Raw genomic sequence first — 14550 nt, forward strand, 5'->3', positions numbered from 1 at the left:
CTGGAAATTATTGTCCAGTTGACAAGATGTCGCAGCTCACGTCGAGAGCATTTGCCAGAAAGCCGCCCCCACCCCGGCCAGACTTTCCCCGGCGATGAGGCCGGCCGCGGCGGCCAGGGCGAAGCGTTCGGCCAGCCCCGGTGCCCGCCAGCGCACCAGGGCGGTGAGCAGTGCGCCCAGGGTCATCATCAGCGACACCGAGGCCGGCAGGATGAAGGCCAGCCCCAGGGCCGCCGAGCTGGGCAGCCAGTGCGCGCGGCGGGTCGGCAGCAAGGCTTCGGCCAGGCCCAGCAGCAAGCCGGCCAGGGCGCCCAGGACGATGCCCAGGCGCATGGCGCCATCGAGGGCGCCCAGGCCCTGGGTCAGGGTTTCCGCCACCGCCTTCCACTGGGCCACCGCCGGCGCCGGCCAGGCGGCGCTGAGCAGCAGCGCCTGGGGATCGGGAATCAGCAGCCGATAGGTAAGCACCCCGGTTACCGCACCGAGGGCGATGCCCAGGCACTGGGCGACCACCTGCTTGGCCGGGGTGGCGCCGATGGCCTGGCCGACCTTGAAGTCGTTCATCAGGTCGGTGCTCTGTCCCGCCGCCCCGCCCGCGGTGTTGGCGCCCATGAGGTTGATGTTGACCTGCCCGGGGGCGGCCAGGCCAAAGGTCAGCTGCGACAGCTGGCCGATGGCGCCGATGGGGGGAATGCCGGTGGCGCCGACCACCCGCGCGGCCATGGCGGCGAGAAACAGCGCCAGGGGCAGGGCCAGCAGGGCCAGCCAGGGATCTATGCCGAACAGCCGCACCTGCAGCAGCACCACCAGCAGAGCCGCCGCCAGCAGCAGCGCCAGCGGCCAGGCGCGCGGCCGCTGCCAGCCCTGGCGACGGCGTTCGGCGCGGGGCAGGGTGATCAGCCGCACGGCGAGCGCAGCCAGGGTGGCGCTGACCATCAGACTCACCCCGGGCCAGAGCAGCCATTGCACCAGGAAGGCGTATTGCGGACCGCTGGCCTCCGCCGGCAGCGCGGCGACACCACTGGACAGCAGCCAGGGCGCGACACCGCCCCAGGCCAGCAGGGTGCCGAGCAGCAGTGACAACCCGACCCTCAGGCCGATGATGCCGCCAAAGCCGAGCAGCAGCAGCGAGGGATCGAAGCTGAAGGTCAGGCGTTCCAGGGCTGGCGAGGGCGCGACTCGCGGCAGCGTCCAGGCGAAGGTGTCCACCAGCTTGACCGCCGCCGACAGCGCCAGGGCGCCCAGCAGCACCCGCAGGCGGGCCAGGGCTTCGGCGCCACTGGCATAGACCTGGCGCAGGGCTTCCAGGGTGGCCAGGCCCTCGGGGAATTTCAGGCTGGCATCGGCCAGCAGCAGGGGCCGGAGGTACCAGGCCACCCAGATGCCGAGAAAGCTCACCGCGAACACCCAGCCCATCAGCGGTAGGGTTGGCAATTCCTGGCCGGTCAGCAGGGTGTAGGCCGGGATGGGCGCGACCAGGCCGCCGGAGACGATGCTGGCCGCCGCCGAGGCCACGGTCTGGTTGATGTTGCTCTCGTGCAGCGTCCAGCCCGGTTGCTGCAGGCGGCGCCCCAGGCGGTGCCAGAGACCGTAGCTCACCAGCAGGGCGATGATCGACATGTTGAACGACCAGCCGATCTTGAGGCCGGCATAGACATTGGCCGGGGTCAGCAGGATGCCCAGCAGCGCCCCGGTGAGCAGCGCCCGGGGGCTGAGTTCGCGCTCCACGGGCAGCGGCAGGTCGGATGCGGCGGCGTTGGCTGCGGGCAAGAGGGCCTCCTCGGTCAGGCGATCATGGCGTGGTCAGGGGACCCCCGGGCGCGGCGGTTGGTTCGCGCCCTCAGGGGTGGCGTCCGGTCCAGGTCTGGCGCAGGGCCTCGATCAACTGGCGCAGGCCGGGTGGTGGCTGGCGCCGACTCGGGTAGTAGATGCACAGCGGCGCGCCGGGCGAGGCCCAGTCCGGCAGCACCTGCTTCAGGCGACCGTCGCGCAGTTCGTCGGCCACCCGCCATTCCAGGCAATAGGCCAGGGCCAGGCCGTCGAGGGCGGCCTGGATCGAGGTCTCGGTCTCGTTGACCGTGAGCGGACCCGGCACGTCGATCTTCCGGATGCTGGCGCCACTGCCCAGCTCCCAGCGATAGAGGGCGCCGCTGCCCAGCCGCAGGCGTACGCACTGGTGGTCGGCAAGCTCCTCCGGCTGCTGCGGCCGGCCGTGGCGCGCCAGGTAGGCGGGGGCGCCCACCACGATCCAGCGCAATTCGTCGGTCAGCGGCAGGGCGACCATGTCCTGGGGCACGGTATCGCCATAGCGGATGCCGGCATCGAGGCCGTCGGCGACGATGTCCACCGGGCGATCCTCGACGCTGATGTCCAGTTGCAACTGCGGATAGGCCGCCAGCAGCCGGGGCAGGGTCGGGGTCACCAGCAGCCGCGCCGCATCCCGCGGCACGCTCAGGCGCAGGCGGCCGACCGGGGCGTCGCGGTGCTGGTCCAGTTCGCCCAGCGCCTCGCCAATCAAGGCAAAGCCCTGTTCGAGTTTTTCCGCCAGCGCCGCGCCGGCCAGGGTCGGTACCACCGAGCGACTGGTGCGATTGAGCAGCTTGACCCCCAGGCGCGTCTCCAGCTGGCGCAGGGCGTGGCTCAGCGCCGAGGTGGTGACGCCCAGCTCGATGGCGGCCTGGCGAAAGCTGCGCCGCCGGACCAGGGCGACGAAGACATTGAGATCGGCCAGTTCGCCGCGGTTGAGGGTCGGCATGTACAGTCCTCTCGCGATAAGAGCCTGTCCAAAGTCTGCTGCGCGTCGGCCAAACGGCGTTGAAAATGCCCTGGAAGGCCAGCCCCGTCGGAATGCTCATTTACCATTCGTAAACTCCGCTTCCTCAGGCATTTTCGCCTTGTTTGTCTCTAGCTCGCGAGCCTTTGAACAGGCTCTAAAGGTCAAGCGTTCGTTGAGCCCTATTCAACGCCTTTTGAATTAGCCTCACAAGGCTAACCCTTCCGACTGGCGTCTTCGCCTGGAGATCCTATGAGTGAAACCCTGCGTATCCCGGGTATCGATACCCCCGTTTCCCGCATCGGCCTCGGTACCTGGGCCATCGGTGGCTGGATGTGGGGCGGTACCGACGAAGCCCGTTCCATCGAGACCATCCGCGGCGCCGTGCACGGCGGCATCAACCTGATCGATACCGCGCCGGTGTACGGCTTCGGTCGGTCCGAGGAGATCGTCGGCAAGGCCCTGGAAGGCATCCGCGACCAGGCGGTGATCGCCACCAAGGTAGCCCTGGAGTGGCCCAACGAAGAGGTGCGCCGCAACGCCAGCGCGGCCCGCATTCGCCAGGAGGTGGAGGATTCCCTGCGGCGCCTGCGCACCGATCGCATCGATCTCTATCAGGTGCACTGGCCCGATCCCCAGGTGGCCCACGAAGAAACCGCGGGTGAGCTGGAGCGCTTGCGGCAGGAGGGCAAGATCCTCGCCATCGGCGTGAGCAACTACTCGCCCGAGCAACTGGAGGCCTTCCGCCAGTTCGCCAATCTGTCCACCGTGCAGCCGCCCTACAACCTCTTCGAGCGCGCCATCGAGGCCGATGTGCTGCCCTATGCCCAGCGTCACGGTCTGGTGGTGCTCGCCTATGGCGCGCTCTGCCGCGGCCTGCTGTCCGGGCGTATGAATGCGCAGACGCAATTCGACGGCGATGACCTGCGCCAGGGCGATCCCAAGTTCCAGGCGCCACGCTTCGCCCAGTACCTGGCCGCGGTGGAGGCCCTGAGCGCCTTTGCCCGCGAGCGACATGGCAAGTCGGTGCTGGCCCTGGCGGTGCGCTGGATCCTCGACCAGGGGCCGACCATCGCCCTCTGGGGCGCGCGCAAGCCCGAGCAGTTGCAGGGCCTGGACGAGGCCTTCGGCTGGCGACTGTCCGCCGAGGACCTGGCGGCTATCGACGCCATCCTCGACGAACAAGTCAAGGATCCGGTGGGGCCGGAGTTCATGGCGCCGCCCCTGCGTTGATCGGTGCGGCCGGGGCACCCTGGCCCCGCCGCGTTGCCTAAGCTACTCAGCCACAAGAGGTGAGGATCATGGCCAAGCGCGACGATCTCGATCACAAGCCGGAAAACGCCGGCAAGGTCGGCGAGACCCACAAGGAACTCAACCAGGGCGGTGAAGAACAGCGCCCACAGGACAGCAAGCGACCCGAGCAGCCCAAGGAGAATCCGGATCCGGGTTACTGATAGGGGCACGGAAAACGAAGGCGCCCGGGTGCAGACCCGGGCGCCTTCGTTTTTCAGGCCGAGGTCAGCGGCTGACCCCGGCCATCCTGCCGGTCAGAAACTGCGTGGCGGGGTGGCCATGCCGCTCTCGTCGCCGACCGCGCCCGGGGTATTGCCGTTGGCCGCGGTACGGCCGACATTCATGCCCGCGGTCGCCTGGGTGGCGCCGAGGGTGCTGCCGGTGCCTGCCCTCGGCGAGCCCGCCATGGACTCGACCCCGGCGTCGGGATCGTTGCCCAGATTTTTCGGCGCAGGAGTGCCTGCGTCCGCCGGCTGGCTGCGGTGGTCCTGGCTGGCCTGGCGCGCCTCTTTCGCCACGTCCTGGCCTGCCGCCTTGACCTGTTCGTAGCCACTGCTGGCGGCCTGCTTGGCCTTGGCGGTCAGCTTGTCACTGTGCTTGCCCAGGGCGCGGTCCTCGGTCTCGGTGCGTGGCAGGGCAGCGCCCAGCAGGGCGCCGAGGGCGATGCCCAGCGCACCCACCACCAGCGGCTGTTCACGCAGCAGGGTCTCGAAGGTGCCCTTGAGCTGTTGCGCCTGGTCAGCCAGGGTGTCCTTGGCCTGCGCCGCGGTATCGCTCAGCCGCTCCCCGGTCTGGGAGGCCTTGGCCGAAACGCTCTCGCCCAGGCCGGTCACCTTGTCGCGCACATCGTGACTGCCACGGTTCAGGGAATCGCGGGTATGGCCGGCGCTGTTGGCGACCGAGTCCAGCGCACCGGACAGCTTGTCCTTGAGCGGAGTGCCCGTGGTGGCCGGAGCCGGCGTGCGATTCTGTCCCAGCGCCAGCCACAGCAGGCCTACCGAAGTCAGCACCGCCGGCACCGGATTGGCCTTGAGGGTATTGCCCAGGTTGTGGGCGAATTCGCCGCTGTGGCCCTTGGTGTAGGACAGTGCCTGATCGAACAGCTGGCCGGGCGACAGGCGGCTTTCCAGGGCGCCCACCAGGTCTTCGATACGCTCGCGCTTCTGGTCGATCTCGCGCTCGAGCTCGTCGGGATTCTTGCGGGATTCCTGATCGATCTGATCGGTGATGCTCATTGTGCGGCCCTCCGTACGGCGTCCTTGTCCTTCTGCAGGCTGTTGACGGTGCGATCAGGGGTGAAGTGGGACGGCTCGAACTGCTTCTTGCCCGACTGCACCATGATGAAACCGATCACCATGACCACGGCGCCCACCAGCAGGGCGGCGGCCCAGGGCGTGAGGTACTGGGAGAGGAAATAGACGACGCCCATCAGCAGCACGATGAAGCCGGCCAGCAGTACGATGGCGCCTGCGGCGACGCCGGCTACGCCGGCCTTGGTGGTGCGCAGGGATTCGCCCAGTTCGGCCTTGGCCAGGGCCAGTTCCTTGGTGAACAGCGCCGGCACTTCCTGGACCAGCTGCTTGACCAGGCCAACGACCGAGGTGTCGCCCTCGGTGGGGCGCGGAGTGGGGTTGTCGTTGATCATGGTTGCTTGCCTCCGCTCAGGGTGGGTCGATCCAGCTGGCTGGATGAGGTGCCGGTGTTCAGGTTGCTGTCGCTGCGGGCCGGGTTGATCGCCGCGCCACCGATGGGATCGCCACCACGGGTGGTGGTCGGGGTGTGGAGGTCGGGACCCTTGGGAATGTTGTTGGTGTGGATGACGTCGGCACCCGCCGGCTCCACCAGTTCGTTTTCCGCCGCGACCGAGGGGGTGGTCAGCGAGGGCACCGCGTCTGCGCCGCCGACGCGCGCGCTGCTGCCGGTATCCGGCTGGCTGGAGGCCTTGAGAAAGCGCGACAGGCCGAAGCCGATGGCGATGCTGCCGGTCAGGAACAGCGCCGGGTTGTCGCGGGCCAGGGTGCCGGCCTGGTGCAGCAGCTGCTCGGCGTTCTTGCCGCGCAAATCCTCGGCCAGACCGGTCAGGCTCCGGGCCATGTCGCTGACATAGTGCGCCAGGCCCAGGGTGTCCTTGTCTTCCAGTTCGTCGGCCGCCGCCTGGGCGCTCTGGGCAATGGCGCCCAGCTGGTCGGCCGCGGTGTCGCGGTAGTGCTCGAAGTGCGCGGCACCTTCCTGCTTGGCGTCTTGCACCGTGTCCTTGGCGACCTCTTTCAGGTCATGCAGATGGGCCTCTGCCGTAGAACCGTCCTTGGTCTGCGAGGGTTGTCCCTGGGCGGGATTGAGGGGCGTCGTCATACGCTGTTACCTGTGTGCAGAACCTTGTCGTGGCCGGCAGAGAGCTCTCGGCGACCGTTCGTGTGCCTTGCCTTTTAGGTGACCGGGCGGAACGAGCAGGGGTTCTCACGCGGCGTCGGTTTGCTGGCAAAGCTGACAAACGGTTTTACCTACACATCTAGCTACAAGCGCAGCGGCCGTGGCGAAAGAGGGCCTCTGGGACGGGCAATGAAACGCAGTCGCAACATAGGCAACCATTCGTCATGCCCATGGTGGCGATATGCAAATTCGATGAACGATTTTTCGTCCGGTGCGGTCGATTTCTGCAGACGTTGATGTTCGCGCCAATGCAAGCGAACCCCTTTTCCTCTTCACGTCCTGACAGGAGATCTCTCATGGCCGTTGCCAATGCCAAGCAAGAACTCAAGACCGTTTCCAGCGTCAAGCAGAAGGCCCATCAGGGCGAAGACGCCACCCTGCAGAACCAGCAGGCCGTCGGCGAAGCCCTGGCCGTGCTGCTTTCCGATGTCTTCGCGCTGTACATCAAGACCAAGAACTACCACTGGCACATGAAGGGCTCGCACTTCCGCGACTACCACCTGCTGCTGGAAGAGCAGGCCACCCAGCTGTATGGCATCACCGACCTGATCGCCGAGCGTGCGCGCAAGATCGGCCAGCCGACCGTGCGCTCCCTGGAGCAGATGGTGCAACTCAAGCGCCTGGCCAGCAGCGATGCCACCGATCTGTCGGCGGATCAGATGCTGACCGAGCTGCATGACGACAACCAGTCGCTGGCCGCCTACATGCGCACCACCCACACCCTGACCGACGACGCCAACGACGTCTCCACCACCAGCCTGCTGGAAGAGTGGATCGACCAGGCCGAAGAGCGTGCCTGGTTCCTGGGTCAGACCGTCGGCAAATAAGCCGCGGTAGCGACCTGAAAGCCCGTCTCCGGACGGGCTTTTTCATGGGCGCTCGCCAGGGGTCTGGGATTCGACTGGTACTGCCGCGGGGTGCAGCCGAATTCCCGGCGAAACACCGCATGCAGGTACTGCGCCGAGGTGAAGCCGCAGCGCCGGGCGACCTCGGCCAGGCTCGGCGCCTCTTCCTGCAGCGCCACGGCCGCGGCGGCCAGCTTGAAGCCGAGGATCTCGTCGTGGACGCTGCGCCCCAGCTCGCGGCGAAAGGACGTTTCCAGCGCGGAGCGGGAGATGCCGACATAGCTGGCCACCTGCTCGGTCTTGATGCCCTGGCAGGCGTACTGGCGGATGAAGTGCAGGGCGCGCATCACCTGGGGATGGCGCACCGGCTGGTGACGACTGGAAGCCTGGACGTTGATCCCCTCCGGCGGAATCAGCACCCGTGGCGCCCCCAGTTCGACGCCGTGCAGCCGCTGGTGCAGCAGGCGCGCCGCCTCGCGGCCGATGGCCTCGGTACCCTGGATCACCGAGGTCAGGGGCACCCGGGTCAGGGTGCGCGCCAGGGGATCGTTGTCGATGCCCACCAGCGCCACCTGTTCCGGCACCGGGATGCCGGCGGTGAGGCAGGCCTGCAGGAGTTGCCGCGCCCGGGCGTCGGTGACGGCAAGGATGCCCACCGGTTTGGGCAGGGCCTCCAGCCAGGCGATCAGCTGTTCCACCGCTGTGTCCCACAGCGGTGCGCTGGTCTCCAGGCCGCGATAGATCTCCACCGGCAGGCCGTCGCGGCGGAGCAGGGCGGCAAAGGCCGCCTCGCGCTCGCCGGCCCAGCGATTGGTGTCGGCGGCGGGCAGGCTGAAGCAGGCGAAGCGGGTCAGCCCGGATTCGATCAGGTGGTCGTAGGCCAGGCGTACCAGGGCGGCGTTGTCGGTGGCCACGTAGGGAATGCCGGGCGGGTAGTCGCCAGGGGTCGCGTAGGAGCCGCCGACGGCAACCACCGGCAGCGCGCTGTGAGCCAGGGCGGCGCTCACCGCCGGGTCGTCGAAGTCGGCGATGATGCCGTCGCCCTGCCAGCGCTCGATGCCCTTGAGCCGGCAGAGGAAATCCTCTTCCAGGAACAGATCCCAGCGCGCCCGGGTGCCGCTCAGGTAGTTGCCGATGCCGGCGAGGATGCCTCGGTCGTAGATCTTGCTACCGTTGAACAGCAGGGCGACGCGGTGGACGGGCGGCTGGCTGGGCATGGCGGCGTTTCCGGCAGGAGGCGCGGGCGGGGCTCCAGACTACGACCGCCGCCTGCGCGCCTCAAGCGGCAAAATCGCACCTGGCTCTGGTGATTTTCACAATAGGCAGCCCGGGCAGCGGCGCTACCATCGACGCAAACCGGTACGCCGTATCGGGTGCGACAGATAAGAACAAGGACAACGCCATGGCTTATTTCCCCAATGTCGAAAAGGTCCGCTACGCCGGTCCCGACAGCGATTCCCCGCTTGCCTTCCGCCACTACGAAGCCGACCGCCTGGTCATGGGCAAGCCCATGCGCGAGCACCTGCGCATGGCCGTCTGCTACTGGCACACCTTCGTCTGGCCAGGTAGCGATGTCTTTGGTCAGGGCACCTTCCAGCGGCCCTGGCAGGCAGCGGGTTCGCCCCTGGAGCAGGCCCGCGCCAAGGCCGCCGCCGCCTTCGAATTCTTCAGCAAGCTGGGCGTGGACTACTACTGCTTCCACGACACCGACGTCGCCCCGGAAGGCGCCAGCTTCGCCGAGTACCGCGAGAACTTCGCCCGTCTGGTGGACGAGCTGGAGCGCCACCAGAGCGACACCGGCCTCAAGCTCCTGTGGGGCACCGCCAACTGCTTCAGCCACCCGCGCTATGCCGCAGGCGCCGCCAGCAATCCCGATCCGGAAGTCTTCGCCTGCGCCGCCACCCAGGTCTGCACGGCGATGAACGCCACTCACCGCCTGGGCGGCGAGAACTATGTGCTGTGGGGCGGCCGCGAAGGCTACGAGACCCTGCTCAACACCGACCTTGCGCGCGAGCGCGAGCAACTCGGCCGCTTCATGCAGATGGTGGTGGAGCACAAGCACCGCATCGGCTTCCAGGGCGATCTGCTGATCGAGCCCAAGCCCCAGGAACCGACCAAGCACCAGTACGACTATGACGTGGCCACCGTCTTCGGCTTCCTGCAGCAATTCGGGCTGGAGAAGGAGATCAAGGTCAACATCGAGGCCAACCACGCGACCCTGGCCGGGCACAGCTTCCAGCACGAGATCGCCAGCGCCGTGGCCCTCGGCGTATTCGGCAGCATCGACGCCAACCGCGGCGATCCGCAAAACGGCTGGGACACCGACCAGTTCCCCAACAGCGTCGAGGAAATGACCCTGGCGATCTACGAGATCCTCAAGGGCGGCGGCTTCACCCGCGGCGGCTTCAACTTCGACGCCAAGGTGCGCCGCCAGAGCCTGGACGACGTCGACCTGTTCCACGGCCACGTGGCGGCCATGGACACCCTGGCGCTGTCGCTGGAACGCGCCGCGGCGCTGTTGCAGGACGACCCCCTGGGCAAGTTCAAGGCCGAGCGCTATGCCGGCTGGGACCAGTCCCTCGGTCAGCGCATCCTCGGGGGCCAGCTGAGTCTGGAACAACTGGCCGAGCACACCTTCAGCCAGGGCCTGGCGCCCCAGCCGGTGAGCGGTCGCCAGGAGCTGCTCGAAGGCGTGGTCAACCGTTACCTGTATCGCTAGCGACCGCGAGCGGGTCGGCAGAAAAGCCTGGCTGACCCGCTTGTGCAAGCGCGCTGAATCGTTACACTCAAATCCGTTCTCTCGCTCCACAACAACAATAACCAAGGACGCCACCATGACTTTCAAGACGACCCTGCTCGCCGGTCTGCTCGCCCTGTGCACCACCGGTTTCGCCCAGGCCGACGCCCAGCATCCCAAGATCGGTTTCTCCATCGACGACCTGCGCCTGGAGCGCTGGGCCCGTGACCGCGACTACTTCGTCGCCGCCGCCGAGCAACTCGGCGCCAAGGTCTATGTGCAATCCGCCGACGCCAACGAGCAGCGCCAGCTGTCGCAGATCGAGAACCTGATCTCCCGCGGCGTGGACGCCATCGTCATCGTGCCCTTCAACGCCACGGTGCTGAACAACGTGGTGGCCGAGGCCAAGAAGGCCGGGGTCAAGGTGATCTCCTATGACCGCCTGATCCTCAACGCCGACATCGACGCCTACATCTCCTTCGATAACGAGAAAGTCGGCGAGATGCAGGCCGGTGGCGTGCTCAAGGCCCAGCCCAAGGGCAACTTCTTCCTGCTCGGCGGCGCACCCACCGACAACAACGCCAAGATCCTCCGCCAGGGCCAGATGAAGGTCCTGCAGCCGGCCATCGACAAGGGCGACGTCAAGATCGTCGGCCAGCAGTGGGTCAAGGAGTGGAACCCGACCGAGGCCCTGGCCATCGTCGAGAACGCCCTGACCGCCAACGACAACAAGATCGACGGCATCGTCGCCTCCAACGACGCCACCGCCGGCGGCGCCATCCAGGCCCTGGCCGCGCAGAAGCTGGCCGGCAAGGTCGCCGTGTCCGGTCAGGACGCCGACCTCGCCGCCATCAAGCGGGTGATCGCCGGCACCCAGACCATGACCGTCTACAAGCCGCTCAAGCTGATCGCCTCCGAGGCGGCCAAGCTGTCGGTGCAACTGGTGCGCAACGAGAAGCCGGGCTTCAACTCCAGCTACGACAACGGCACCAAGAAGGTCGACACCCTGCTGCTCACCCCCACCGAGCTGACCAAGGCCAACGTCGACCTGCTGGTCAAGGACGGCTTCTACACCCAGGCCCAGATCGACGGCAAATAACCACTGGCCACCGGCTGGCCGTCTGACGCCTGGCGTCGGGCGGCCCCTGGGCAAGGAGCGGCCATGGCCGACTATCTGCTGGAAATGCACGGCATCGCCAAGAGCTTTGGCGGGGTGCGGGCGCTGGATGGCATCGATCTCAAGGTGCGTCCGGGCGAATGCGTAGGGCTGTGCGGCGAGAACGGCGCCGGCAAGTCCACCCTGATGAAGGTCCTCTCGGCGGTCTATCCCCACGGCACCTGGGAAGGCGAGATCCGCTGGGACGGGCGACCCCTGGAAGCCCAGTCCATCGCCGAATCCGAGGCGGCCGGCATCGTCATCATCCACCAGGAACTGACCCTGGTGCCCGATCTGTCCGTGGCCGAGAACATCTTCATGGGCCACGAACCACGCCGCTTCGGCGGGCGGCTGGACTATCCGACCATGCTGCAGCGCTCGGCCGAGCTGATGCGCCGGCTCAAGGTGCCGGACATGAACGTGGCCCTGCCGGTGTCCCAGTACGGCGGCGGCCTGCAGCAACTGGTGGAAATCGCCAAGGCGCTGAACAAGAACGCCCGGCTGCTGATCCTCGACGAACCGACTTCGGCGCTCACCACCTCCGAGATCGCCGTGCTGCTGGACATCATCCGCGACCTCAAGGCGCAGGGCGTCGCCTGCGTCTACATCTCGCACAAGCTCGACGAGGTGGCGGCCATCTGCGACACCATCACGGTGATCCGCGACGGCAAGCACATCGCCACCACGCCCATGGCCGAGATGGACATCGACCGCATCATCACCCAGATGGTCGGCCGCGCCATGACCAACCTCTATCCGCAGATCCCCCATGAGATCGGCGAGGTGATCTTCGAGGCGCGTCACTTCACCTGCCTGGACGTCGACAATCCCCAGCGCAAGCGCGTCGACGACGTCTCCTTCGCCGTGCGCGCCGGCGAGATCCTCGGCATCGCCGGTCTGGTGGGCGCTGGGCGCACCGAACTGGTCTCGGCCATCTTCGGCGCCTACGACGGCCGCTACGAAGGCGAGGTCTGGCTCAACGGCCAGCGCATCGACACCCGTACCCCGCTGAAATCCATTCGCGCCGGCCTCTGCCTGGTCCCGGAGGATCGCAAGCGCCAGGGCATCATTCCCGACCTGGGCGTGGGCTCGAACATCACCCTCACGGTGCTGGACCGATTCGCCCACCTGAGTCGCATCGACAGCGAGGCGGAACTGTCCTGCATCGACACCGAGATCGCCCGGCTGCAACTCAAGACCAGCAGCCCCTTCCTGCCCATCACCGGCCTCTCCGGCGGCAACCAGCAGAAGGCGGTGCTCTCCAAGATGCTGCTGGCGCGGCCCAAGGTGCTGATCCTCGACGAGCCCACCCGCGGCGTCGACGTCGGCGCCAAGTTCGAGATCTACCGGCTGATCGGCCTGCTCGCCGCGGAGGGCGTGGCTATCGTCATGGTCTCCTCGGAGCTGGCCGAGGTGCTCGGCGTCTCCGACCGGGTGCTGGTGCTCGGCGAAGGCCGGCTGCGCGGCGATTTCCCCAATGAGAATCTGACCCAGGAGCGGGTACTGGCCGCGGCCCTGGGCACCACCGAACGGGCGGTCGCCCAAGCCCGGGAGCACTTCTGATGCACGCCGTGAAACAGCTGTTCACCCGTTACAAGATGCTCGCCTTGCTGATCGCCGTGGCCCTGATCTGGCTGTTCTTCAGCTGGCAGACCGAAGGCGGCTTCGTCACCCCGCGCAACCTCTCCAACCTGCTGCGGCAGATGTCCATCACCGGCATCCTCGCCTGCGGCATGGTGCTGGTGATCATCGCCGGCGAGATCGACCTCTCGGTGGGCTCGCAACTCGGCCTGCTCGGCGGGGTGGCGGCGATACTCGACGTCACCTACCACGTGCCCCTGCCGATCACCCTGCTGGCGGTGGCCGCCGGTGGCCTGCTGATCGGCCTGATCAACGGCTACCTGAGTGCCTATCGCGGGATACCGTCCTTTATCGTCGGCCTCGGCGGCATGCTGGCCTTTCGCGGCGTGCTGCTCGGTCTTACCGGCGGCGTCACCGTCGCCCCGGTGTCGCCGGAACTGGTCTACCTCGGCCAGGGCTATCTGCCGCCGGCCGTGGGCAGCGCCCTGGGCGTGCTGCTGTTCGCCGTGGCCGTGGTGCTCACCTGGCGCCAGCGCAGCAAGCGCAAGACCCTCGGCCTGACCCTCGCACCGCTGTGGCGCGACGTGCTGCGGGTGGTGGTGATCGGCGTGGTGCTGGCGGCCTTCATCCAGACCCTCAACCGCTATGACGGCATCCCGGTGCCGGTGCTGATCCTGCTGGTGCTGCTCGGGGTGTTCAGCTACATCACCAGCCAGACGGTATTTGGCCGGCGCATCTATGCGGTGGGCAGCAACCTGGAAGCCACGCGGCTGTCGGGCATCAACGTCCAGGCGATCAAGCTCGGCATCTTCGGCCTGATGGGCGTGATGTGCGCCCTGGCCGGTCTGGTCAACACCGCCCGCCTGGCCGCCGGTTCGCCCTCGGCCGGCACCATGGGCGAACTGGACGCCATCGCCGCCTGCTTCATCGGCGGCACCTCCATGCGCGGCGGCTCGGGCACCGTCTACGGCGCCCTGCTCGGCGCCCTGGTGATCGCCAGCCTGGACAACGGCATGTCCATGCTCGACGTGGACAGCTATTGGCAGATGATCGTCAAGGGCGGCATCCTGGTCCTGGCCGTCTGGGTCGACGTCAGCACCCGCACCAGCCGGCGCTGAGCGGGATGACCAAGGGTGGATGAGGCGGCGCCGTCATCCACGCTACGGCAGTGCCGCCACTTCACTCCGTATCGCCCCCTCTCCCTCAGGGAGAGGGCTGGGGTGAGGGCGCAACCAACGCCCACTCTTTCTGGCAAGCTCCCCAGGTAGCGTGGAAAACCGCAAAGCGTTTTCCACTGGCTGACTCGGGATCCGAGGTGGATGAGGCCGCGCCGTCATCCACCCTACGGCAAAGCTCCCTCTCACTCCGTATCGCCCCCTCTCCCCCTGGGAGAGGGCAGGGGTGAGGGAGACTCAGCCTGCGCTCAACCCCCAACCCCGCTCAACTCTCGAACCGCTGCACCCGCGGACCGCGCTGGCGCAGGTCGGCGAGGCTTTCCGGGCTCAGGGTGCCGATCGCCCGATCGAGGTCGCGCTGCAGGTCCTTGATCACGGTGGCCAGGGTGGCGGTGCATTCCAGGCTGCACAGGGGAATGGCCTTGGTGACCGTGACCGCGCGGGCGGTGTCGGTGACGGTGAACAGCAGGGTGCGATCGGCGCGACGGGGGACCGCCAGGCAGGAGTGCGGACTGAAGGCGGTGATCAGCATGTCGATGGCGTCTTGCATGGGCAGTTCG

General features: G+C 67.5%; 14 protein-coding genes. 7 read left to right on the forward strand and 7 right to left on the reverse strand.

The genetic code is table 11. The annotated features are described in order from the left end of the window. Nucleotides 1-36: 36 nt before the first annotated feature. Nucleotides 37-1770 carry an OPT/YSL family transporter gene (locus tag QKY98_RS06555; RefSeq protein ID WP_144949145.1) on the reverse strand — a complete coding sequence of 578 codons (1734 nt, stop codon included), beginning with the start codon at nt 1768-1770 and terminating at the stop codon, nt 37-39. A 70-nt stretch (nt 1771-1840) separates the two neighbouring features. Continuing rightward, nucleotides 1841-2755 carry a LysR family transcriptional regulator gene (locus tag QKY98_RS06560; RefSeq protein ID WP_284670554.1) on the reverse strand — a complete coding sequence of 305 codons (915 nt, stop codon included), beginning with the start codon at nt 2753-2755 and terminating at the stop codon, nt 1841-1843. Between the two features lie 270 nt (nt 2756-3025). On the opposite strand from QKY98_RS06560, the gene QKY98_RS06565 reads away from it, so the two are divergent. Together QKY98_RS06565 and QKY98_RS06570 are read left to right on the forward strand one after the other, a co-directional pair. After that, a complete protein-coding gene (locus QKY98_RS06565) occupies nt 3026-4006 on the forward strand; it encodes an aldo/keto reductase (RefSeq protein ID WP_284670555.1) in 981 nt (326 codons plus the stop codon). 68 nt (nt 4007-4074) lie between these two features. Beyond that, nucleotides 4075-4227 (forward strand): hypothetical protein, encoded by a 153-nt coding sequence (locus tag QKY98_RS06570; protein WP_169742412.1) that lies wholly within the window; start codon nt 4075-4077, stop codon nt 4225-4227. A 93-nt stretch (nt 4228-4320) separates the two neighbouring features. Here QKY98_RS06570 and QKY98_RS06575 read toward each other — a convergent pair whose 3' ends face one another. The 3 genes from QKY98_RS06575 to QKY98_RS06585 are packed head-to-tail and all read right to left on the reverse strand — an operon-like array spanning nt 4321 to nt 6418. Next, entirely contained in the window at nt 4321-5301 is a 981-nt protein-coding gene (locus QKY98_RS06575) for a DUF3618 domain-containing protein (RefSeq protein WP_115946359.1), read from the reverse strand. After that, nucleotides 5298-5711: a phage holin family protein gene (locus tag QKY98_RS06580; protein WP_027597449.1), complete on the reverse strand. Its 414-nt coding sequence runs from the start codon at nt 5709-5711 to the stop codon at nt 5298-5300. The genes QKY98_RS06575 and QKY98_RS06580 overlap by 4 nt, the downstream gene beginning before the upstream one ends. Further along, entirely contained in the window at nt 5708-6418 is a 711-nt protein-coding gene (locus QKY98_RS06585; RefSeq protein ID WP_284670556.1) for a hypothetical protein, read from the reverse strand. Before QKY98_RS06585 ends, QKY98_RS06580 begins: the two co-directional genes overlap by 4 nt. A gap of 374 nt (nt 6419-6792) precedes the next feature. Here QKY98_RS06585 and QKY98_RS06590 point away from each other — a divergent pair, with 374 nt between their 5' ends. After that, complete coding sequence (locus QKY98_RS06590; RefSeq protein ID WP_017639603.1) at nt 6793-7323, forward strand: Dps family protein; 531 nt, start codon at nt 6793-6795, stop codon at nt 7321-7323. Here the strand turns inward: QKY98_RS06590 and QKY98_RS06595 are convergent. After that, on the reverse strand, nt 7305-8558 hold the full coding sequence (locus tag QKY98_RS06595) for a XylR family transcriptional regulator (protein ID WP_074584173.1): 1254 nt from the start codon (nt 8556-8558) through the stop codon (nt 7305-7307). The two genes, QKY98_RS06590 and QKY98_RS06595, sit on opposite strands and share 19 nt — an antisense overlap. 185 nt (nt 8559-8743) lie before the next feature. Here QKY98_RS06595 and xylA point away from each other — a divergent pair, with 185 nt between their 5' ends. From xylA to QKY98_RS06615, 4 genes are all read left to right on the forward strand, one after another. Then, complete coding sequence (xylA, locus tag QKY98_RS06600; protein ID WP_027597452.1) at nt 8744-10060, forward strand: xylose isomerase; 1317 nt, start codon at nt 8744-8746, stop codon at nt 10058-10060. A 115-nt stretch (nt 10061-10175) separates the two neighbouring features. Beyond that, nucleotides 10176-11177: a D-xylose ABC transporter substrate-binding protein gene (gene xylF / locus QKY98_RS06605; RefSeq protein WP_007159832.1), complete on the forward strand. Its 1002-nt coding sequence runs from the start codon at nt 10176-10178 to the stop codon at nt 11175-11177. A gap of 63 nt (nt 11178-11240) precedes the next feature. Beyond that, nucleotides 11241-12797 (forward strand): D-xylose ABC transporter ATP-binding protein, encoded by a 1557-nt coding sequence (gene xylG, locus QKY98_RS06610; protein ID WP_027597454.1) that lies wholly within the window; start codon nt 11241-11243, stop codon nt 12795-12797. Then, entirely contained in the window at nt 12797-13933 is a 1137-nt protein-coding gene (locus QKY98_RS06615; protein WP_007159830.1) for a sugar ABC transporter permease, read from the forward strand. Before xylG ends, QKY98_RS06615 begins: the two co-directional genes overlap by 1 nt. A gap of 322 nt (nt 13934-14255) precedes the next feature. Here the strand turns inward: QKY98_RS06615 and QKY98_RS06620 are convergent, their stop codons facing one another. Next, nucleotides 14256-14540, reverse strand: a complete 285-nt coding sequence (locus QKY98_RS06620) for a hypothetical protein (RefSeq protein WP_017639596.1) — start codon at nt 14538-14540, stop codon at nt 14256-14258. Between the last annotated feature and the right edge of the window lie 10 nt (nt 14541-14550).

The organism is Pseudomonas sp. HR1 (assembly GCF_030175875.1).
Lineage (GTDB): Bacteria > Pseudomonadota > Gammaproteobacteria > Pseudomonadales > Pseudomonadaceae > Chryseomonas > Chryseomonas oryzihabitans.

Coding starts and splice junctions, on each gene's coding strand:
- xylF (WP_007159832.1), top strand. CDS start 10,176: ATGACTTTCAAGACGACCCTGCTCGCCGGTCTGCTCGCCCTGTGCACC.
- QKY98_RS06595 (WP_074584173.1), bottom strand. CDS start 8,558: ATGCCCAGCCAGCCGCCCGTCCACCGCGTCGCCCTGCTGTTCAACGGT.
- xylG (WP_027597454.1), top strand. CDS start 11,241: ATGGCCGACTATCTGCTGGAAATGCACGGCATCGCCAAGAGCTTTGGC.
- QKY98_RS06565 (WP_284670555.1), top strand. CDS start 3,026: ATGAGTGAAACCCTGCGTATCCCGGGTATCGATACCCCCGTTTCCCGC.
- QKY98_RS06590 (WP_017639603.1), top strand. CDS start 6,793: ATGGCCGTTGCCAATGCCAAGCAAGAACTCAAGACCGTTTCCAGCGTC.
- QKY98_RS06615 (WP_007159830.1), top strand. CDS start 12,797: ATGCACGCCGTGAAACAGCTGTTCACCCGTTACAAGATGCTCGCCTTG.
- QKY98_RS06580 (WP_027597449.1), bottom strand. CDS start 5,711: ATGATCAACGACAACCCCACTCCGCGCCCCACCGAGGGCGACACCTCG.
- QKY98_RS06585 (WP_284670556.1), bottom strand. CDS start 6,418: ATGACGACGCCCCTCAATCCCGCCCAGGGACAACCCTCGCAGACCAAG.
- QKY98_RS06560 (WP_284670554.1), bottom strand. CDS start 2,755: ATGCCGACCCTCAACCGCGGCGAACTGGCCGATCTCAATGTCTTCGTC.
- xylA (WP_027597452.1), top strand. CDS start 8,744: ATGGCTTATTTCCCCAATGTCGAAAAGGTCCGCTACGCCGGTCCCGAC.
- QKY98_RS06575 (WP_115946359.1), bottom strand. CDS start 5,301: ATGAGCATCACCGATCAGATCGATCAGGAATCCCGCAAGAATCCCGAC.
- QKY98_RS06570 (WP_169742412.1), top strand. CDS start 4,075: ATGGCCAAGCGCGACGATCTCGATCACAAGCCGGAAAACGCCGGCAAG.
- QKY98_RS06620 (WP_017639596.1), bottom strand. CDS start 14,540: ATGCAAGACGCCATCGACATGCTGATCACCGCCTTCAGTCCGCACTCC.